The organism is Clostridium oryzae (assembly GCF_002029235.1).
In the GTDB taxonomy this organism is placed as follows: Bacteria; Bacillota; Clostridia; order Clostridiales; family Clostridiaceae; genus Clostridium_AE; species Clostridium_AE oryzae.
Genome location: NZ_MZGV01000024.1, coordinates 26,426 through 48,674, shown reverse-complemented (window position 1 = coordinate 48,674; position 22,249 = coordinate 26,426). Strand labels below are relative to the sequence as shown.

Annotated in this window: 17 protein-coding genes; 14 read left to right on the top strand and 3 right to left on the bottom strand. The window is 33.5% G+C overall.

The annotated features are described in order from the left end of the window. Positions 1–66 precede the first annotated feature (66 nt). The 3 genes from CLORY_RS12060 to CLORY_RS12050 are packed head-to-tail and all read left to right on the top strand — an operon-like array spanning position 67 to position 2,690. A complete protein-coding gene (locus CLORY_RS12060; protein ID WP_079424724.1) occupies positions 67–1,542 on the top strand; it encodes a rhamnulokinase in 1,476 nt (491 codons plus the stop codon). Beyond that, positions 1,536–1,979 carry an RbsD/FucU family protein gene (locus CLORY_RS12055; RefSeq protein WP_079424722.1) on the top strand — a complete coding sequence of 148 codons (444 nt, stop codon included), beginning with the start codon at positions 1,536–1,538 and terminating at the stop codon, positions 1,977–1,979. The genes CLORY_RS12060 and CLORY_RS12055 overlap by 7 nt, the downstream gene beginning before the upstream one ends. 27 nt (positions 1,980–2,006) lie before the next feature. Next, positions 2,007–2,690: a class II aldolase/adducin family protein gene (locus CLORY_RS12050; RefSeq protein WP_079424720.1), complete on the top strand. Its 684-nt coding sequence runs from the start codon at positions 2,007–2,009 to the stop codon at positions 2,688–2,690. Between the two features lie 102 nt (positions 2,691–2,792). Here the strand turns inward: CLORY_RS12050 and CLORY_RS12045 are convergent, their stop codons facing one another. From CLORY_RS12045 to CLORY_RS12035, 3 genes are read right to left on the bottom strand one after another with little or no spacing between them, the layout of a single operon-like run. After that, entirely contained in the window at positions 2,793–3,605 is an 813-nt protein-coding gene (locus tag CLORY_RS12045) for an ABC transporter permease (protein WP_079424717.1), read from the bottom strand. A 4-nt stretch (positions 3,606–3,609) separates the two neighbouring features. Next, positions 3,610–4,419: an ABC transporter permease gene (locus tag CLORY_RS12040; protein WP_079424715.1), complete on the bottom strand. Its 810-nt coding sequence runs from the start codon at positions 4,417–4,419 to the stop codon at positions 3,610–3,612. Beyond that, positions 4,403–5,401, bottom strand: coding sequence for an ABC transporter ATP-binding protein (locus CLORY_RS12035; protein ID WP_139376026.1), 999 nt, complete (start codon positions 5,399–5,401; stop codon positions 4,403–4,405). Before CLORY_RS12035 ends, CLORY_RS12040 begins: the two co-directional genes overlap by 17 nt. 323 nt (positions 5,402–5,724) lie before the next feature. Between CLORY_RS12035 and CLORY_RS12030 the strand changes: the two genes are divergently transcribed. The 11 genes from CLORY_RS12030 (at position 5,725) to CLORY_RS11980 (ending at position 22,248) form a co-directional block, all read left to right on the top strand. After that, positions 5,725–6,621, top strand: coding sequence for a helix-turn-helix domain-containing protein (locus CLORY_RS12030; RefSeq protein WP_079424713.1), 897 nt, complete (start codon positions 5,725–5,727; stop codon positions 6,619–6,621). Positions 6,622–6,802: 181 nt separating this feature from the next. Then, on the top strand, positions 6,803–9,943 hold the full coding sequence (locus tag CLORY_RS12025; protein WP_079424710.1) for an alpha-mannosidase: 3,141 nt from the start codon (positions 6,803–6,805) through the stop codon (positions 9,941–9,943). 174 nt (positions 9,944–10,117) lie between these two features. Then, positions 10,118–10,699, top strand: coding sequence for a TetR/AcrR family transcriptional regulator (locus CLORY_RS12020; protein ID WP_079424707.1), 582 nt, complete (start codon positions 10,118–10,120; stop codon positions 10,697–10,699). 119 nt (positions 10,700–10,818) lie between these two features. Continuing rightward, positions 10,819–12,264, top strand: a complete 1,446-nt coding sequence (locus tag CLORY_RS12015; RefSeq protein ID WP_079424705.1) for an MDR family MFS transporter — start codon at positions 10,819–10,821, stop codon at positions 12,262–12,264. Between the two features lie 262 nt (positions 12,265–12,526). Beyond that, complete coding sequence (locus CLORY_RS12010) at positions 12,527–14,242, top strand: sensor histidine kinase (RefSeq protein ID WP_079424703.1); 1,716 nt, start codon at positions 12,527–12,529, stop codon at positions 14,240–14,242. After that, positions 14,235–14,975 carry a response regulator transcription factor gene (locus CLORY_RS12005; RefSeq protein WP_079424701.1) on the top strand — a complete coding sequence of 247 codons (741 nt, stop codon included), beginning with the start codon at positions 14,235–14,237 and terminating at the stop codon, positions 14,973–14,975. The genes CLORY_RS12010 and CLORY_RS12005 overlap by 8 nt, the downstream gene beginning before the upstream one ends. A gap of 299 nt (positions 14,976–15,274) precedes the next feature. Then, positions 15,275–16,225, top strand: a complete 951-nt coding sequence (locus CLORY_RS12000; RefSeq protein WP_079424699.1) for an ABC transporter permease — start codon at positions 15,275–15,277, stop codon at positions 16,223–16,225. Positions 16,226–16,246: 21 nt separating this feature from the next. Beyond that, positions 16,247–17,116: a carbohydrate ABC transporter permease gene (locus CLORY_RS11995; RefSeq protein WP_079424697.1), complete on the top strand. Its 870-nt coding sequence runs from the start codon at positions 16,247–16,249 to the stop codon at positions 17,114–17,116. A 55-nt stretch (positions 17,117–17,171) separates the two neighbouring features. Continuing rightward, entirely contained in the window at positions 17,172–18,824 is a 1,653-nt protein-coding gene (locus CLORY_RS11990) for a type 2 periplasmic-binding domain-containing protein (RefSeq protein WP_079424695.1), read from the top strand. A gap of 126 nt (positions 18,825–18,950) precedes the next feature. After that, positions 18,951–20,993 carry a hypothetical protein gene (locus tag CLORY_RS11985; protein WP_079424693.1) on the top strand — a complete coding sequence of 681 codons (2,043 nt, stop codon included), beginning with the start codon at positions 18,951–18,953 and terminating at the stop codon, positions 20,991–20,993. 823 nt (positions 20,994–21,816) lie between these two features. After that, positions 21,817–22,248 (top strand): MarR family winged helix-turn-helix transcriptional regulator, encoded by a 432-nt coding sequence (locus CLORY_RS11980; protein WP_079424691.1) that lies wholly within the window; start codon positions 21,817–21,819, stop codon positions 22,246–22,248. The last annotated feature ends 1 nt before the right edge of the window (position 22,249 follow it).

The following is a 22,249-nucleotide window of genomic DNA, read 5'->3' as shown; positions in this document are numbered from 1 at the left end:
TAAAACACTTTTTATTTACTACTCCGTCCTGAGCATTTAGTTAGTAATATATAAAGCAGGTGAAATATGTTGAAAGAGAAGAGAGTATTAGCCTTTGATTTTGGAGCTTCCAGTGGAAGAGCCATGTTAGGAATATATGATGGTACCAATATTAAGCTTGAGGAGGTTCACAGGTTTTCTAATGATCCAGTAATCGTGAATGGAACGATGTATTGGGATATATTGAGGCTCTTTCATGAGATTAAGCAGGGTTTGATAAAAGCTAAGAATTACGGGGATTTTGACAGTATAGGTATTGATACCTGGGGCGTAGATTTTGGAATTGTTGATGAGCGTGGAGATTTAGTGGAGAATCCTGTTCATTATAGGGATTTTAGAACCAAAGGAATGCTGGAAAGAAGCTTTGAGAAGATTCCTAAGGAAGAATTCTACAATATTACTGGAAATCAATTTATGGAGATAAATACAGCGTTCCAATTACTTTCTTTAATAGAAAAAAGACCGTATATACTAGAAAAAGCAGATAAAATTCTGCTTACCCCTGACTTGTTAAACTATATGCTTACTGGTGTAAAAAGAGCAGAGTATTCAATTGCATCAACTACTCAGCTATTGAATGCTAGAAAAAGAATCTGGTCTGACAGAGTTATTGATGCACTTGGTATCCCGAGAAGATTATTACCAGATATCATTCCGTCAGGTACAAAAATTGGACAAGTATCAGATGAACTATGTAAAGAGCTGGAAATAGGAAAGAAGGATGTAATTGCAGTGGCTGGTCATGATACGCAGAGCGCTCTTGCCGTAGTACCTGCCACTGAAGAAGATTTTATATTTATCAGCTGCGGTACATGGTCTTTGTTTGGAACTGAATTGGAGAAACCTCTGATAAATGAAAAATCCAGTAAATATAACATGACAAATGAAGGCGGGTACGGAGGGAAATCATCATTTTTAAAGAATATAACAGGCCTTTGGCTGATTCAGGAAAGCCGAAGACAATGGATTAAGAAAGGAAAGCAGTATGAATTTGGCGAACTTGAGAAGATGGCAGCATCGTCTGAACCTTTTAAATGTTTTATAGATCCTGACAGTGAGGAATTTATGCAGACTGGAAATACCCCTAAGCTAATTCGTGAATTTTGCATACGTACGGGACAAAAACCTCCTGAAACTGAGGGAGAAATCGTTAGATGTATCAATGAAAGTCTTGCTTTGAAGTTTAAATACGAATTAGAGAATATAAAAGATTGTACTAAAAAGGAATATAAAAATATTTATATGGTAGGCGGAGGTACTCAAAGCAGATTACTTTGTCAAATGACATCAAGTGCCTGCAATCTAAAGGTTACTGCAGGTCCTGTAGAAGCTACAGTATTAGGAAACATAATACTGCAGCTGATAGCGTCAGGTGTAATTAACAGCATAAGGGAAGCAAGAAAAGTTATTGCCAAGTCATCAGATATTATACATTATGAACCTAAAGATACATTACTTTGGAATAAAGCATATGACAGATTTAAGGAGGTAGTAGCGTGTTAAAAGGGATACCTAAAATTTTATCGCCGCAGTTACTAAAGGTATTATGTGAAATGGGTCACAGTGATAGGTTAGTTATTTCGGATGGAAATTTTCCAGCGGAGAGCATGGGCAGGAATACCATTGTAATCAGGTGCGATGGTCATGGAGTACCAGAATTGCTGGATGCTATACTCAAGGTTTTTCCATTGGATACTTATGTGGAGAAACCGGTTAACTTAATGCAGGTTATGCTGGGAGATAAAGTAGAAACTCCCATTTGGAAAACCTATGAGGAAATTGTGACAAAACACGATGGGAGAGGCAAAGCTGTTATTGGCAATATTGAACGTTTCGCTTTTTACGATGAGGCAAAAACGGCTTATGCAATTATCGCAACCAGTGAAAAAGCGCTATATGCAAACATTATGCTTCAAAAAGGCGTCGTAGTAGATGAATAAATACAATTAATAAGGAGAAATTAAGATATGGAATATATGGAAATAAGGGAACAGATATGTGATGTCTGTCATAAAATGTGGCAGTTAGGCTGGGTTGCAGCAAATGATGGTAATGTATCAGTAAAGCTTGAAGATGGGACATTTTTAGCAACACCAACAGGAATCAGTAAAAGTTTTATTACCCCAGAAAAACTGATTCATATTGATGAAAATGGCAAAGTTTTAGACGGATTGGAAGGGTATAGACCATCTTCGGAGATTAAGATGCACCTTCGCTGTTATAAGGAGAGAGATGATGTAGGAGCAGTTGTACATGCACATCCGCCTACAGCCACAGGTTATGCAGTAGCACATGTTGATATGGACAGATATACAATGATTGAAACTGTTATAGCTATTGGTTCAGTACCTGTAACACCCTATGGAACTCCATCTACTTATGAAGTACCTGATGCTATAGCACCGTATCTTCAGGAACATGATGCACTGCTTTTGGCAAATCATGGTGCACTTACTGTAGGAGCTGATTTAATTACTGCGTATTACAGAATGGAAACATTGGAGCTGTATGCAAAGATAAGTTTAACAGCACATTTACTTGGTGGAGAAAAAGAAATTTCAAGAGAGAACATAGATAGACTAGTCAGCATGAGAAAAGACTATAAGGTTACAGGAAGACATCCTGGATTTAAGCGCTATAGGAAAGAATAATATAATTATGAATTGTGAATGAGAAATTAGGAAAAGAGATATAAAATCCAGCCATCGGCTGGATTTTATTATGGAGTGCGTCAAAGACGACCATACTTTGGTTTAGCTGCTAGCACTGGAATAATTTTTTATGGCATAATTCCAGAATTTGTTTACAAGTATAAAGAAAATAATTGGAGCTGTTATTGCCCAGAATATAAGACCTTTGCTTAAAATGTTCATAACAAACATAGGCGCGAAATTTGTTATAACAAATATAGGAATTATAAATATGCCTATGCGCTGAAGCCATTTACCATATATGGTCATCGGTGCATTATTGAAATCCCATAAAGCCCAAGTAATATCGCTTATTGCTTGAATTTTAACCACCCAGAATGATAATAGAAAAGGAAATAGTAATATAGGATAACTAATAATTATTCCGATTATAGTAAAGGCAACAAATCCGATTATATTAATTATATTAAAGGTAACGGCTATCTTTACCCAGGATATTACAACCATAGCTATACCAGCAATGAGATTTGGAACAGCCAGCCCGAAATCTATGTACCTCATTGTAACAAGAAATTGAGTGGATATGGGCTTTATAATCATCATATCTAGATCACCATTACGAACGTAATCTGATATCTTAGAGAGATTTGGAAAATAAATGGCATCCATTACTCCTGTGATTACTGTATAGGAACCTATAAACATAAGCATTGCATATGGAGAAAATCCATTTATTTTTGTACCAGCATGAAATATTACAATTACATATAATAGTTTTGCAAAGAGAAAAGCACATTCAGTACATATTGATATTATAAAATTAGTTCTAAATTCCATTTGTGCCATAAGGCTGTTTTTTATAAATACAAAATAAATTTTTATATATTTTTTTAAAGTTGAAAATAATTTTATCACATTATTAACCCCCTATAGCAGTATATTTTTTCATTCCTAAGAACCATAGTGCCTTTGAGGAAATCAACAAAATAATTATCCATAAGCATTGCATTAAAAGTCCAAAAGCTATTTGATTCAATGTAAATTTCCCATTTATGATGTTTACAGGGAAAAAGATGGTGTATTGAAATGGAAGCATACTAAATATATTTTTTACCGTGCTGCTGAATATATCAAGCGGAAAAATTCCACCGCTGACAATGTTACCGACAATGCTTATAACTGCGAATAGCCCAGAGGCATCACTTATCCAGAAAGTCATTGCAGAAACTGCATAATATATAAAGAAGTTAATAAAAAAAGCTAAAAAAATGGATAATATAAATAGAAACACTGTTGTCAATGAGATACCTAAATTTAAATTAATTGTTAAAAACGTTAGTATTACAGATATTATCATAAACATCATAAGAAAATTAAATAATTTCTGACCAACAAAGTTAAACAGTCTATATAGCAAATAATTTATAGGTCTTATAATAAACTTATTAAAACCGCCATTTTTTATGTCATCAAGAACCTCCCATTGAAAATCACTGCTTACTAATTTTGAAACCAGTATTGCTAGTATGGAATAGGTTATCATTTGTGAGAAAGTATAACCATATACGTTGTTGCCAGAAGAACTTGAATATATTGCTGTCCATAAAAAGTATTGAATGGTTAATGGAAATACTATACTAACTATGCCTAAAAGAAAATTAAATCTATACTCGATGGCAGTCTGGATTCCAAGAGAAAGAGTTTTTAAATACTTATTGAACCGTCGCATAATTATTCCCACCTTTTTTATAAAGCAGTGATATACTTTCTTCCAATGGTATATTTTCAATATTGAAATCAATAATATTATAAGCTTTGAAAATCAACTGAGATATTTCTTTTATTTCACTTTTGTTAACTTCAATAGTTGCAAGATTGTTATTGAATTCTCTCAGATAACCAATTTTATTTATATCGTCTATAGATACATTATTTTCGAATTGTATTTTCAGCAATTTTCGATTACCTATTTTTTCATCAATATTAGCTAAATTACCATCATATACTAGATTACCGCTACTTATAACTATTGTGCGCTTACATAAGTCTTCTATGTCATTCATGTAATGACTTGTAAGAAGAATTGTTGTATTTGACTCTTTGTTATAAAGCTTAAGAAAATCTCTTATGCTCTTTTGAGACAATATATCAAGACCAATGGTTGGTTCATCCAGAAATAACACTTTGGGCTTATGAATAAGTGCGGCAATGAGCTCAAATTTCATACGTTCGCCGAGTGAAAGACGTCTTACCTGTACGTTGAGCAGCTGCTTCACGCCTAACAAATTTGTAAAGTAATCCAGTGTAGTTCGGTAATAGTCATCTTTAAGCTCATATATACATTTATTTAAGTATAGAGATTCGCTAGCAGGCAAGTCCCACCATAACTGATTTTTTTGTCCCATTACTATTGAAATTTGTCGCTTAAATTTCTCTTTTCTTTCCCAGGGTATATAATTCAGTACTTTAGCAGAGCCAGAGGTAGGATACATTATACCGGAAAGCATTTTTAGTGTGGTTGTTTTTCCAGCTCCATTTGCACCAAGAAACCCAACTATTTCACCTTCATTGATTTTAAAGGAAATTTGATTTACTGCATTTTTTTCAAGCTTTTTACGATGAAAAAGGTTTTTAATCGAGTTTTTGAAACCTTCTTCTTTTGTGTGATAAATAAACATTTTTGAAAGATCGTTAACTTCTATTATTGACAAGCAAGTTCCCTCCTTTTATATATAATAATTATTAGATTCCGGAAACTAATATTAATATATTAATTATTATAATACAGCGTATCCTATATGCAATCTAATAATATTAAGTAATATATGATTATATTAATATTGTGTCACTGCTATAGTATACTCATTAGCGAACTCTAGTATATTACGTTCCGTCTATCATTGATTGCCGGTACTTTTGATAATGGATTAGCAAAAATGCTAGAGTTTTTTTGATTGTAAATATTGTTGGTGATTTTAGTTAGCGTATGAGTTAATATAATATATACATAAAATAACTGAAAGGATAGTACAGGATGGATATTTTTAAAGCTTCTGAAAAACTGTCACGGTTGGATTTGAAATTTGGATTTGATAATTATTATATAGATATTTTATGGTTCAGGGTGATGATTCAAAAGAAAGAGTGGCATATCAGCAGGCATACACATTCTTCTTTTGAGTTTCATTATGTGCAAGCTGGTAAATGCAGAGTGATATTAGATGATGACGAATTTATCGCTCAAGAAGGAGAGTTTTATATTGCAGTGCCAGGAGTTTATCATGAACAGATAGCATTAGGAGAAGAAGGCTACATAGAATACAGCTTAAATTGTGATATAAAGCCGAATTCGCAGAAACAAGATACTAAGACAGAGATAGAGTATATATTATATGCATTTCTTGAAACTCGGTGCAGAGTATATAAGGATTGCGATGGAATTATAGATACATTTAGTGAAGCGCTTAAAGAGGCATTTTATGAAAGACCAGGTGCCTATAATTACATAAAAAGTCTGGTTATAATTATCCTTACAAAGACTGCAAGAGCAGTTAGCTGGAATAAACCTTTCCTCCTATTAGATGTTCCTAAAAAGATTACTAAGGACGATGCAAGGTATAGGCTGATTAGCAAATTCATAGAGGATAATGTAGAAAGTCCAATTTCAACTATAGATATTTCCAAGTATATGCACTTAAGTGATAAACAGATTTGCAGAATAGTTAAAAACAAAACAGGTACATCAACTAAGGAACTTATAAATAGCATTAAATTTAATAAAGCAAAAGAATTACTCAAGGTGACGGATTTAAATCAGAAGGAAATTGCTAATTTATTAGGGTTTAGCAGCGAATATTACTTTAATCAATTCTTTAAAAATCGAGAAGGGGATACTCCTGGAAACTTTAGATTAAATACTAGAAATGTCTAAAAATCTTAAAAGCTAGTCCTCTTTTTATATTTTATTTTAATCTTGGCAAATATATAATAAAAGAAGTTAGTGGATAAAAGCAGGTTGTTATTATAATCTGCTTTTTATATTTTTTTAATTATTTAAGTGTACAATGTCTATTTTTATTAGTGCCTGTTATCAAAAGAAAAGGAGGAAAACTATGTATTTTGAAATTGAAAGAATTAAAAGGATTCTTAGAGAATTGAAGGATGGAATATATACAAATAAATTACCAATCCTTGATGTAAGAAGAAAAGAGTGTAACTATGGACAGTATGAACTACTAAATGAAGATAGTTCAACATGGGAGAGACACAATGCAGGAGATAGGTGGGGAGGAAAAGATAAGCATTGCTGGTTTAAACTGAAGGCAGAAATTCCGGAAGAATTTGATGGCAAAGCTGTTACGTTTGAAATTAGCACAGGTGCAGAACAAGGCTGGGATGCTGTAAATCCTCAGTTTTTAATCTATTATGATGGAAAAGTGATTCAGGGCCTTGACGTAAATCACAGAGAGATCATGTTGAATGAAAAAGCTGCGGCAGGAGAGATATATGAATTAGCCAGTTACAGCTATTCAGGTATGGGAGAAAAAAAGATAGAGTTTAATCCAGCTATTTCTATTTATCATAAAGATGTGGAGAAGCTTTACTATCATATTAAGGTACCGCTTGAAGTTGCGGAATTGTTACAGGATCAGGATAAAAGGAGATTTGATATACTAAATTACTTAACGCAGGCTGTTAATCTTATAGATTTAAGACAATCAATGTCAGAGACCTATTATAGCAGTATACACGAAGCAACGGAATATCTGGACAGAGAATTCTATAATGAATATTGTCATGATGAAGGAATTTATGAAACTTGCGTTGGACACACACATATAGATGTAGCGTGGCTATGGACAATAGCACAGACACGAGAGAAAACAGCAAGAAGTTTTTCAACTGTACTTAGTTTGATGAAGCAGTATCCTAATTATATATTCATGTCAAGCCAACCCCAGCTTTATCAGTTTCTTAAGGAGGACCATCCAGATGTATATGAGCAGGTAAAAGCTAGAGTTAAAGAAGGAAGATGGGAAACAGAAGGCGCAATGTGGCTTGAAGCGGACTGTAATCTTACATCGGGAGAATCACTTGTTAGACAGATAGTTTACGGAAAACGTTTTTTCAAAGAAGAGTTTGGTGTGGACAGCAAAATCCTTTGGCTTCCTGACGTTTTTGGATATAGTGCGGCTTTACCTCAAATTCTAAAAAAGAGCGGTGTAAAATATTTTATGACAACTAAAATAAGTTGGAATGAATATAATATGATGCCTTATGACACTTTCTTATGGAGAGGTATTGATGGGACTGAGGTATTTACACATTTTATAACAACCCGCGATTATGAGAAAAGCGGCGAAGTCAAAACAGGAACTACTTATAACGGCAACACGAATCCTAGTTCAGTAATGGGGTGCTGGCAGAGGTATCAGCATAAAGATATGAATAACGAGGTCCTAAACTGTTTCGGATATGGCGATGGCGGCGGTGGAGCAACTAGAGAAATGCTCGAAAATATAGAGAGACTTGAAAAGGGCATTCCAGGAGCACCTAAGGTGAAGCTGGGAACGGCTCTGGATTATTTTACACGCCTAGAAGAAAGAGTTGCTAACCACAAACATATGCCAAAATGGGTTGGGGAACTTTACTTAGAATATCATAGAGGAACCTATACTTCTAATGCACGCAACAAAAAATTTAACAGAAAAACAGAGTTTATGAATATAGATGCAGAGTTGTTTTCTACCATAAATAAGGTGTTCGACAATAATTATTTGTATCCAGACAAAACTTTGAAAAAGTGCTGGGAGACAGCTTTGTTAAATCAATTTCATGACATAATCCCAGGGTCTTCTATCAGACAGGTTTATGAGGATTCTAAAAAGGATTATGAGCGAATCCAAGGCCTTGGCAAAGAGATTATTCAATCAGCTACCTCGACTCTTGCAGCCAAAATGAAGTTAGATAAAGCATCTGTAGTTGTATTTAATCAATTGGGATATGATAGAGATGATATAGTGATAGTAGCACTTCCTGATGACTGGAAAGGTGCTAAGATATTTGATAACGGCAGAGAGCTTCCAGTACAAATCACAGCTAAAGGTGAGATAATATTTTTCGCAGAGAATGTTCCTTCAAAGGGATATAAGGCATTTGAAATATGTGAGGCTAATGGTTGTGATGAATATATTTCAACTGGAGAGATTAGTGAATCAAGGATTATTAATCAATATTTCGATATAGAATTAGATAATAAAGCAAATATAGTATCCATATTTGATAAAGTAAATAACAGGCAGGTTCTTAAAGAAGGTCAGAGAGCTAACGTTATTCAAGCTTTTGAAGATAAGCCTCACAATTATGATGCTTGGGATATCAATATATATTATTCAGAAAAAATGTGGGAAATAGATGATGTGACTGATATAAAAGTTGTTGAAAATGGGCCGGTAAGACAAGGATTGCAAATTACAAGAAAATTTCTTGATTCAAAGCTTATTCAAACAATTTATGTCTATAATAATATCCCGCGTATAGATTTCTCAAACTGGATTGACTGGAAAGAGAAACAGATACTTGTAAAAGCAGCTTTCCCTGTGGATGTATTAGCTAATAAAGCTACTTATGAAATTCAATATGGTAATGTTGAAAGACCTACTCATTGGAATACAAGCTGGGATTATGCCCGCTTTGAAGTGTGTGCACATAAATGGGCTGATATTTCTGAAGATGGATATGGTGTTAGTTTGCTTAATGATTGTAAATATGGTCATGACATAAAAGATTCTGTTATGAGATTAACTATGCTTAAATCAGCTGTTGAACCTAACGAAAATGCAGATAGAGAAGTGCATGAATTTACTTATTCTTTGTATCCTCATGCAGGAAGCTTTAAAGATGGCAAAGTTGTTCAGATGGCATATGACTTAAATTGTCCGTTATATGCAGTAATTGAAAAACCTCATGACGGTGTGCTTCAATCAGAAAATTCATTTGTTAAGCTTGATAAAGAAAATGTTATTATAGAAGTAGTTAAAAAAGCAGAAAGCTCAGATGATATAATTATAAGAGTTTATGAATGTTACAACAGAAGAGTGAAAGTAAATTGTTCAGTTATGAAAGACATAGTCTCAGTAGAAGAATGTGACCTTTTAGAAAATGAAATTGAGAACCTTAAATTCAATAGAAACAGCTTTTCCTTTGAAATTAAGCCATATGAAATTAAAACATTTAAACTTAGATTAAGTTAATAGGAGAGGTGTAATCGCTAGCAGATAATATATATTGCGGTGATTACACCTATTTACTTTAGTAATAATTATAAATAGGGAATAATAAAGATTTGACACTAAGGAAAATTACCGCTATAATGTTAAAATATGTAGACCAGTCACTATAATTTAATTTGAAAGGAATCCATATAAATGAACAGCAAAACTGATTCCAGAGAAAAGATATTAGTTGCAGCATCTAAACTTTTTCAGGTAAAAGGCTACAATGGTACAGGGTTAAATGAAATTCTGCAAGAAAGCAAAGCTCCAAAGGGGTCTTTGTATTACTATTTTCCTAATGGAAAGGAAGAACTAGCTTTAGCTGCTATAAAATTAGCTAGTGAGACTATCGAGAATAGATTGAAAAATGTATTTAGAGAGCATTCTAATCCTATTGATGCTGTACAAGCTATAATTAATAATATAACTGATGATTTGCAAAGAGATAACAAGCTTCAGGACATATCCCTAAGTCTAATTGCGTTAGAGACATATTTGTCAAATGAATCGTTAAGAAATGCCTGCCAAGAAGCATTCAGCAGTCTGCAAAAGCTTTATGCTGATAAATTGATTGAAAGCGGCATGCCACACGCTACTGCTGAAGATTTAGGAGCGTTCATTCAAATTTCCATAGAAGGTGCTATAACTTTAGCGGTTACCGAAAGGAAGCCTGCAGCCCTTTTAGCTGTTAATAGACAGCTTACCAACCTATTAACGGCGTACATTCATAGGTAGCATGAGATAAATTAAAATATATTTAGTAGAACAGATGCCTAATTCAACAGTTTAGCATCTGATTTTTATGTTTTTGTTATATAGACTGGTCTAAATAATAGAAGGAGACAAATTTAATAATGGAAGAAAGAATTTACAAAAAAGAGACTAAAACACAATTTAATGTAAAAGCAATCATGTTTACTTTATTACTAGGAAGCTTCATTTCATTATTTAATGAAACCATACTGAATGTTGCATTTCCTCAATTAATGGAGCAAATGAAGGTTAACGCAAATACAGTTCAATGGCTAACAACAGGATATGTATTAGTTGTTGGAATTCTTGTACCAGTTACAGCATTTTTAATTCATACCTTTACCACTAAACAATTGTATTTAAGTGCGATGATTTTGTTTTTATTAGGTACTATATGTGCAATATTTTCATCGTCCTTTGTAGCCTTATTAGTTTCAAGGCTTATTCAAGCATTAGGGACGGGCATGCTGATACCTATTATGATGAATTCAGCTTTAGTTGTTACTCCGAAGGAGAAGCATGGATCAGTGATGGGACTTTGTGTTGCTGTAATTTCATTAGGGCCTGCACTTGGCCCGACAGTGTCAGGATTAATGCTTCAATTTTTTAATTGGCATTCGTTGTTTATATTGTTAGTTCCGTTTTTGCTTATATGTATAGCCTTTGGATGTATGTTTTTGGTGAATACTTCGGAAATAACTAAACCTAAAATAGATTATCTATCGATTTTATTATCAAGTATAGGTTTTGCAGGAGTCACATATTCAATAAGCTCAGTTGGTACCGCAAAAGCACTTGTCACTGTCATAATATTTGTGATCGGATTGATTTCATTAATGCTTTGGAGTAGACGACAGTTTAGTTTGTCTGAACCAATGCTGGAACTAAGAGCATTTAAACATCCTATATTTACAATCGGAGTTATATTATTTGTACTTATTCAGATGTTTCAATTTTCAGCGAATATGATTTTACCTCTTTTGCTGCAGGATGGGCTTAATACTTCTTCTTTTGTGTCGGCGCTGAGCCTATTACCGGCTATAGTTATTGCTGCCATTTTAGCTCCATTTGTAGGTAAAATTTATGATAAAGCTGGGGGAAGAGTATTAATACCCAGCGGCTTTTTGGTGATATGCCTGTTTACTTTTGTTTTATCCCACGTTACGCCAGCTACTTCTGTAATAGCAATTACTCTTATATATTGCTTTATAATGGTAGGTGTATCCATGGCAATGTCAACCAGTCAAACGGCAGCACTCAGTCAGCTTCCAGGTAAGAATCAAGCTGATGGTGTTGCAATAGTCAATACTGCAATGCAGCTTGCCGGTGCTTTAGGTTCAGCTATTTATGTAGGTATTATGACTGCATATCAAAATAGGTTTTTAAGCCAAGTAAGTGATAAAGCTTCTTCACAGAATCAAGTGAAAGCTATATTTTCAGGATTTAGACATTCTATAACAGTTGCTGCTATACTAATTGCAATTGGTTTTATTCTATCTTTAATACTTTCATCAAGATGTAAAAAAAGAGAAAAGAGAAAAGAGTAAAGAGAAAAGTGAAGGCAGGAATTCAGCTATGCTGAATTCCTATGAATCAATTTTTTTTGGCTAATGCTAAGATACTTTTATATAAAGCAAGAAAGATAATCCTTTGGAGGCATTTGGAGTGAGTTTAGCAATTATCCGTGTCTTTCAGGCAAATAGTTGCTATGAATAATCCATTAACATTCAAAGTAGCTTTGAATTGAAATACTATAAAGCATGAATTATAATAAATAGTGATAAGCAGTAATTATTAAAAGGTGATAATATGAAAAGAAGTATATTAAGAAATGTAGTGCTTTTTTTAGCATTTTTTTTATTGCTAACGTTGATAATGTTTTCATATATACGAGAAATTAGTTCAGAGATTATTAAGAACTCTCTTTCTAAAACCGCAGAGAATCAGATAAAATACACTACAGATAGACTGAGAACAACGACAAGAGAACTTGAGATATTAGGTATGAATTTAACAACAAGCAATCAAATATTAAATTACCAATCAAATAAGAAACAAATGGATTATTTAAATCAATTGTTAAGCAGAGAAAGTATAAGAAAAAGCTTGAATAATCAAATAGCAACCAGTAATTTTGTAGCCTCCTTGTGTGTTTATTGGCCAGGAGCTAATGAAACTATATCAACGGACAATAGTGTATTTGACAAACATTTATTAACAAAACATTCCAAAAACCGATGGATTTATTATAATCAGGAACTGCATTATATTATTACATATCCATATTTTAATAAAAGCGAATATATGGAGTCTGGTTTTTTGGTTGATGTCACTATTAATCATAGTTTTCTTAAGGAACTTTTAGAAGGTGTCATAGTTGCTGAAAACAGCACTTCCCTATTCTATTTTAATAATAATCAAATTTTATCTAACAATTCTAATAATAAGAAGGTCATAGAAAAAATAAAGCAGAAGGGAATATTACAAAAGGATGAAAGTAATAAAGTTCATTTCAACAAAATAGATATAGATAACCGGAATTATATCTTTCAGGATATGTATATTAACTTCCTAGACGCTTATTTAATTTCTTATACTAGGACAAACTCCTTCCTTGAGCCAATGATGAATCTTAATAGATTATTTTCATTAGCGCTGATAATAGTATTGATATTTGGAATGTCCTTGATAGTTATTTTTTATCTAAAATATGTGAGACAAATATATACACTTGTGGATAGTTTCAATAAAGTAGCTAAAGGAAATTATACAGTTCAGATAAAACAAAGTAAAAATGATGAGTTTGGTTTTTTGTTCAAGCGTTTTAATCAGATGGTGTTTCAGATTGGACAGCTAACTAAGAGGCTAAAGTTAGAAAACGTTTTACGAAGAGATGCAGAATACATGCAGCTGCAATCACAGATAAATCCTCATTTTCTTTATAATAGTTTGTTTTATATAATAAGTATGGCTAATAAATCCAGTGAAGCTGTTATTCAGATGGCTAATCACTTAGCAAAGTATTACCGCTATGCAACAACTAGAAATAATGCGGAAATAACAGTATCCAGTGAATTAGAATTGGCTGAGCATTATTTAGCTATTATGTCAATAAGAAAAAAGAAGCTATCATTTAGCATTGATATGCCAGATGAGATGCGGGAAGTAAATATTTCTCCGCTTTTAATACAACCTATTGTAGAAAATGCTGTTGTACATGGAATAGAGGTAAAGCAGAATGCATCTTTTATCAGGATAAAAGGAGAAATACGTGAAAAAGGTTGGTATTATATATCTATTGAGGATGATGGAGCAGGTATGTCAAGTGAAGAGCAAAAAAAGCTAAGGATAAGATTAAATGAAAGCCATCCAGCAAACGGTGTAAAATCAGTAGGACTTTGGAATATACATCAAAGGCTGAAGAATCTATTTGGTGAGGAAGCTGGGTTGATTATTACCACAAGCGAACTTGGAGGGTTGAAAGTTTCATTTTCATTTAGAAGGGAGAGACTAACAATTGAATAAAGCATTGTTTGTAGATGATGAACCGTTTATTTTAGAATATTTAAGGGAAATTGTAGATTGGGAACAGTTTGGTTATTCACAGGTGGATACGTCGACGGATTCCAAGCAAGCATTAAAATTGCTGCAGAGTAATGATTATTATCTATTGATTACAGATATTCGAATGCCTGAAATATCTGGCTTGGATCTGCTTAAGGATATTCATGAAAAAAAGCTGTCCACAAAGGTTATATTGCTGACGGGATATTCAGACTTTTGCTATGTGCAAGAAGCAATCAGATTAGGAGCAACGGATTATTTATTAAAACCGATACTGAAAGAAGATATGGAAGAATCGTTGAATTTGCTAATAAGTGATAGCGAGGATGGAAATGAAAACGTTTCTGAAAATAGTGTAGAAAATAGTTCTCATGTTATATGCCAGTTAAATCAATATATTAGAAAGCATCTTGATGAGGATTTGTCGCTAACTAAATTAGGGGAAAAAGTATTCCTTCATCCAAGTTACTTATCTCGCCTATACAAAAACGAAACTGGACATTCAATTTCTCATTTTATTCAGGAGGAAAAGATGAAAAAGGCGGCTTCTCTACTCTTAGATACAAATTTGAGAATAAAAGATATAGCAGAACAGGTAGGATATCAGAAAGTGCAGTATTTTATTACATTGTTTAAACATTATTCTGGAGAAACTCCGCAGCAGTATAGAAATTCAAAGGAAATAAATATATAGTTTATGAAACTCCGCGCTATTATGCAAGCAGCGTAATAGAAAATTTATTTTTACTGTTTTAAAATTAAACTTCATAGTTTTAGTAATTCAAAAACTTTTTTGAGTATGAATTTGTGGAAAATCCGTATTCGAAAAAGTTTTTTGTCTAAAATGCACGAGGTTAACTAAAGCTGCAGCAGTGTTTTGAGACAAGCATATTAAAAAAGTTTAAATTGGGGATATAAATGTTTAATACGAGGCATGTACCAATGTAAATGTTTTCTGTAATATATAGATAGATACAAGAAAGGGGGAGTAAGATGAGCCAGGTTGTTATTAAAGGTTCATTGACTAAGAAAAAGAAAGCAGGAGATAGTTGGAAGAAAGATTTATTGAAAAATTGGAGGCTTCATGTACTCCTTTTGCCAGGAATTATTTTTACGATTATTTTTGCTTATATCCCAATGGGAGGTATTGTTATTGCATTTCAGGATTATAAACCTTGGCTTGGTATTTTTAAATCGAAATGGGTTGGCTTAGAGCATTTTTATGCAATATTTCAATTTCAGGAGTCCAGGCAGGCGATTATAAATACACTGATCATTGCCACATTAAAGATTATTTTTGGATTGATAGTGCCAATAATTATGGCTTTGCTGCTTAACGAAGTTAGAAAAATTGGAATAAAGAGAACTATGCAGACATTGGTTTATCTGCCGCATTTTTTATCCTGGGTAACTGTTGCAGGGATGATGATAGATATCCTGTCCTTAGACGGAATTGTAAACAAAATGTTGAATTCGCTTGGTATGCATTCTGTATTCTTTCTAGGTGAACCAAGCTTGTTTAGACCAGTAGTCGTAATTAGTGACATTTGGAAGAGTTTTGGTTTTGGTATGATTGTATATTTAGCAACTATTGCTGGAATTGATCCAAGCTATTATGAAGCAGCAGAAATGGATGGAGCCAATAGATTTAAACAAACCATATATGTCACTATTCCATGTATGCTGCCAATGATAATAGTAATAGCAACATTACAATTAGGAAATGTTTTAAATGCAGGTTTCGATCAGATATTTAATTTGTATAATCCGTTAGTTTATAGTACAGGAGACATAATTGATACTTATGTGTATCGTGCGTCACTATTAAGTGGACAATATAGTTTTGGTACAGCGGTCGGTCTATTTAAATCAGCGGTTAGCTTAATTCTCATTGTTATATCATATAGATTGGCCTATAAATATGGAGACTATAAAATTTTCTAATCTTAATGGGGGTGAAAACACATGTATTATAAATCAAAAGGTTATAGAATATTCAGTGTCTTTAATTATATAATATTAGCTATTGTTTCTTTATCATGTCTGCTGCCGCTGCTTAATCTTTTAGCAATTTCATTTAGTGGAAAAGCTGCTGCTACAGCAAATTTAGTATATTTTTGGCCGGTGGATTTTAATGTAACAGCATATGTAAAAACTTTTGAGAATGTTAATTTTCTTCATTCAGTTTGGATTTCAGTAGTTCGTACTGTATTAGGAACTTTGCTCAGTATGGCTTTGATTACAACAGCAGGGTACGCACTATCAAAGAATTTTAAAGGCCGTAATGCTTATATGTGGTTTTTCGTGTTCACAATGCTTTTTAGCGGCGGATTAATACCTAGCTACATTTTAATTACAGCATTGAAGCTGAAAAATCAGCTAGGAGCATTGATTTTGCCTGGGGCCTTTGGAGTGTACAATTTAATATTAATAATGAACTTCTTTAAAACGATTCCAATTTCGCTTGAAGAAGCCGCATTAATAGATGGTGCCAGCTTTTTTACAGTTTTTGCAAAAATATATTTACCTTTATCCTTACCTGGATTAGCTACTATTGGTTTATTTATAATGGTAGGACATTGGAATTCCTGGTTTGATGGGATTTTGTACATGTCTGATACATCAAAATATCCTTTAGCGTCGTTTTTGCAAACTGTAGTAGTTCAAAGCAATTTACAGGATCTAGCTATGAATTCTGAAACTGCAAAAGCTATGTCTGAAAGGACGATAAAAGCTGCTGAAATTTTTATTGGTGCACTACCAATACTTGTTGTTTACCCGTTCCTGCAAAAGTATTTTGTTAAGGGAATAGTAATGGGAGCAGTAAAAGAATAAAGTTGAATCTAATTTCTTTTTAAGAAATTAAATTAATAAATTAGGGGGAGATAGAATGAAAAGAGTTAAAAAACTGCTTATTGTTTCATTGAGTTTAATGATGGTACTATCAGGCTGCAGTGCAGGAGGTACTTCTAAACAAGCTGGCAGTACATCAAAGAAGGATTCATCAGGAAAGTATAGTCCTGAAATTACAATTAAGATTGCTAAACAATTAGAGGAGATGGCTGGTAAGTATAAAAAAGGTGAAACTCTTAATAATAATGTATTAACCAAGTGGGGAGAGAAGAAATTAGGAATTAAAATTAAAACCACTTTATTAGGAGGAGATGCAGGCAACTATAATACTAAGCTGCGTCTTGCATTAACTGGAAGTGATGATCTTCCAGATGTTTTCCCGGTATATGACAAGCAGCTTATGAGTGACCTGATTGAGTCTGGAAGAGTTAAGGCAATTGATGGAGATATAAAAAAGTACATGCCTCAAAGGTTAAAAGAAATTTATGATAAATATCCTGATTCCTTTAATCCTGTAACTAAAGATGGTAAAGTTTATGGACTAGCAATTACACCGTCAGAAGGAATTGGACAAACGATGCTTATAAGACAGGACTGGTTAGATAAGTTGGGCTTGAAAGCTCCAACTACTGTAGATGAATTTGAAAAAGTTTTGGATGCATTTACTAATAAGGATCCAGATGGTAATGGAAAGAAAGATACCTATGGATGGGCTCTATCTGGAAAGGATGGATATAGCACTGGCTGGATAAGCGATCCTGTATTTATTTTTGGAGCATTCTCTGGTAAGAATATACCTGGACAGTGGAATAAAGATACATCCGGAAATCTTGTATATGGCTCAACGGTTGCTGGGAACAAGCAGGCTTTAGCCAAATTGCAAAAATGGTATAAGGCTGGCTATTTAAATAGAGAGTTAGCAGTTCAGGGAGCATGGGATGCTATAACTCCATTTATTCAAGGAAAAGCAGGAATTTTATTCGGCAGAAACTGGGTATATGATTCAGTTAAAGATGTTGAAACCAATAATCCTAAGGCTAAAGTTGCTGTTTATAAATTCCCTAAAGGATTAAACGGCCAATCTGGGCAATCAGTTCAACTATATGATGGAGTCTTGATGTTTAACTCTAAATTTAACAATATGGAAGCTTTCTTTGATTATTATAACGCTTTGTACGACTATGCATTCTCTACAGGAGATTTTAAAGATGGGTTCTTTAAGGATTATGATTATGATGTTGTAAACGGAAAAGTTACGTATGATCCAACTAAGTTCGATCCACCACTTAAAGAAGTTCAAGGCGTTGGAAAAATGTCAGTGTTAAAAAATTCTCCTGATATTACTGATGCTGGTAAGGATTATTATGAAATATATAAAGGAGCAACACCAGCAAGAGGAAGACAGGCAAGAGTTGCTGCTTCTGATGCTATTGTATTAAAAGCAGGAGCTTTAGCTTACGAAGATAGAAAGTATAATTCAATGGACGAGTTTACTGGCGCCCCTACAAAGACAATGCAAAAGAATTGGGAACAGCTAAAGACGTTGGAAGTAGAAACCTTTAATAAGATAGTATATGGCAAAAAAGACATTTCCGCCTTTGATGTCTTTGTGAAGGAATGGAAACAAAAAGGCGGAGATCAAATTACTAAGGAAGTTAATGATTGGTATAAATCGGTAAAAAGTAAATAATTATTAATATAATTTATATTATAATAATTAAGGGCACATTGTTCTTGTACATATTTTAATTCTAGATTGATAGAATTTTTAATACCAAGGGTAATGTGCCCTTAATTTTCAAAGGAAGTGAAGTTAATGCATACTCAAAGTGTAAACGTTAGGAAATTTAAATGTATTCATGGAAAAATTAATTCAAATTCTGAAGATGGTTTGTATGTAAGCTGCCCTGAAGAAGGATTGGAACTTGTAATGGCAGGTGATGGTGGTAAACTTATCTGCGGAACAGAGCTTAGTAAGGCAAATTACTTGAATTTTGAAATCGAATGCCTGGAAGAACCCTCGTTAGTTTTTCAAATTGACTTGTATAAGGAGCATTCAAAGGAATACGATATGAGGATTGTTTTCAGTATATTACCTCATACAAAAGTAACAGTTCCGATTTCTATGCAGCTGCTGGATAGTCAGATATTATTTCCACCTAGAACATCTGGAAGATTAAAGATGAAGATAGATGGCAAGCCGCTTTTACCAGAGGATATTTTTCAAGTAAAACTTACTACGGCTCCTTGTCATAAAGAACAGCATATAGTAATACATAAGTGCTATTTATCTGACAGTATGCCGGAATGTAATCTTGAAAACAAGCCTTTGATGGATGAAATGGGACAATGGGTACCAAAGCAGTGGGATAAAAAGGTAAAGGATAAGGCTCAGTGTAATAAACTCCTGAAAAAGCTGCTCAGCGAGGCAGAGGATTTTGACTATAGTTATCAAAATACAGAATGGGATAAGTATGGCGGCTGGAAGGAAAAAAACATGACTAAAACTGGCTGGTTTCATACAGAATACGATGAAAAGCAAAAACGATGGTGGCTGGTTGACCCTGAAGGAAATGCTTTCTTTTCAATTGGAATTGATTGTGTGAATCCAGGCAGTGAGGCCAATGTTAAGGTAATGCAAAACTTCTGCAAATGGGTGCCGGATAGTGATGGAAAGTATGAAGCTTCTATATACAGCAGGGGCAGTGAAAAAAATGCAGCAATGATTAATTATGGGATTGTTAATTTAATAGATGCTTTTGGAAGTGATAACTGGTGGGATTGCTGGGCAAAAATTTTAAAAATGTATTTATATAAATGGCATGTTAATACTATAGGAAATTGGTCTTCTTTAGATTTTGCAATGAAGGCAAAGATGCCATATGTTTTACCACTGGATGCTTACAGTAAAAATTCTTTTCCTGACACTGAGGTAAAGATATTCCGTGATTTTCCTGATGTATATTCAGAAGAATATGTCAAAAGTGCTGAGCTGTTTGCTGATGCGTTAAAAGGTATTAAAGATGATTCCTATTTAATAGGATATTTTATGAGAAATGAGCCTAATTGGGGATTTGTTTATAATCTCAATATTGCAGAGGAGATGATAGCGTCACCAATAAGGAGTGCATCAAGAGAAGTATTTATTAAGGAAATGGAAAATAAATATAGAAATATAAATGTATTTAACGATAATTGGAGGGTTAAGTTAAATTCTTTTGAGGACTTATACAAGCCTATAAGGTATGCTTGTCAGTTGTCTGAAGAAGCTAAAAATGATCTGATTTCTTTTTCTAGGAAGATGATCACCCGCTATGTAGAGATACCAGCGAAAGCCTGTAAGAAGGTTGATCCTAATCATTTGAACTTAGGAATGCGGTATGCTTATATTACAGACCCTGTAATGTTAAGCGGATACGAAAATTTTGATGTATTTTCGATTAATTGCTATAAAACCAGTCCTATTAAAGATATTTCAGAGGTTACAAATACACTTAAAATGCCGGTGATGATTGGTGAGTTTCACTTTGGATCGCTTGATAAAGGCCTTACAGCTACCGGAATCAAAGGAGTTATAAATCAGAAGGAGAGAGGGATAGCCTATAGGTATTACATGGAGCAAGGTATAAAGTCCCCGTACTTTCTTGGGGCACATTATTTTATGCTCAATGATCAAAGCTGTATTGGGAGGTTTGATGGAGAAAACTATCAGATTGGTTTTTTGGATATTTGCATGCAGGAATACAGCGAAATGACAGAAATTATTTCAGAATGTAATAAAGGAATATATAAGGTATGTAAGGGAAGCAAAGGCATATTTGATCAGCCGCCCAAGGAGATTCCAGCGGTATTCTGCTAAAAATAAAACTTTTCTTAAGTCTAATTAAGTAGTAGTATAGTAAATATATGGTATATGATTTAGTATGGTAACTATTTATGGAAAGGGAAGTTCTAAATGCTTATTATAAAAGAGATGAAATTAAGAGTTTTCTTTATTTCGTGTATTGTTCTTTTGGTTATTGAATCTTACTTATTTTTAGGCTAATAGAAATTGTTGAACTGATTATATAGAAAATTACGATTTGTTTCAAGACATTTTACAGCTGGCGGAAGGTACTTCCCGCCTTTTTTGAAAATTTATGTGTTTAGTCAGTTGTGGATAACTTTTCATTAGAATCAGGCTGTACCCCTAAAGAGTAAGAAAGATGGGCATTAAATAAAAAAACGGTACAGCGTGTTTACGAAGAGATTAAAAAGAAACAGTAAAATATTCTGAAGTTAGTGAATTAAGATAGAAAGGTAATAGAAGCAGTATAATAAGAGTATTCTGTGAATATTAAGAGTCAGGGCATAGGAAATGTTTACAGTCGGGGTTATCTAAGCACGCTCATTATCATTCGCAGATAACCCGTTAAAGGCCATTTAGGCCTTTAACCAACGGAGATATAGAGTGAATTTAGCAATTGTCAGCAAATTTTATGCAAATTTTCGTTAAGATTTGGGTAGTGTTTGAGGCGTATCCGAGTTATGAGCCATTAGGAAATTTGCCTAAAAGATGTGGTGTAATTGCTTAATGAACGTAACCGGCCGACATAGGGTGTAACCATTTTTTATATTATTGACAAATAGCATGATCAGAATTATAATTAGTTAGAAATCTAACAAATTAAAGAGGTACATAAATGGATGGCGAAGTGCATATTGGAAAAGAAATAAATATTTTTTCGCATAGAATTCACAGAGCAATAAGCAAAGAAGCTGCTAAGTATGGCCTAACAGGTGTGCAAAGCAGAATCATAGGCTTTATATATCATGCGTCCCGTAAGAAAGACATATTCCAGAAAGATATAGAAGAAGAACTTGATATAAGGCGTTCTTCTGTGACAAGTGTTCTGCAATTAATGGAGAAAAACGGATATATACAAAGAGTAAGTGTGTCTGATGATGCAAGACTTAAGAAGATAGTACTTACGGAAAAGGGTTTAGAAATTCAAAAAAACGTATTTGATTTTATACTTGGTTTTGAGAAATCCTTAAGAGATGAGCTAAGCGACGATGAACTCAACATGTTTATAAATATTTTAAATAGATTATCAAAAAAAATTGCTGACTGAA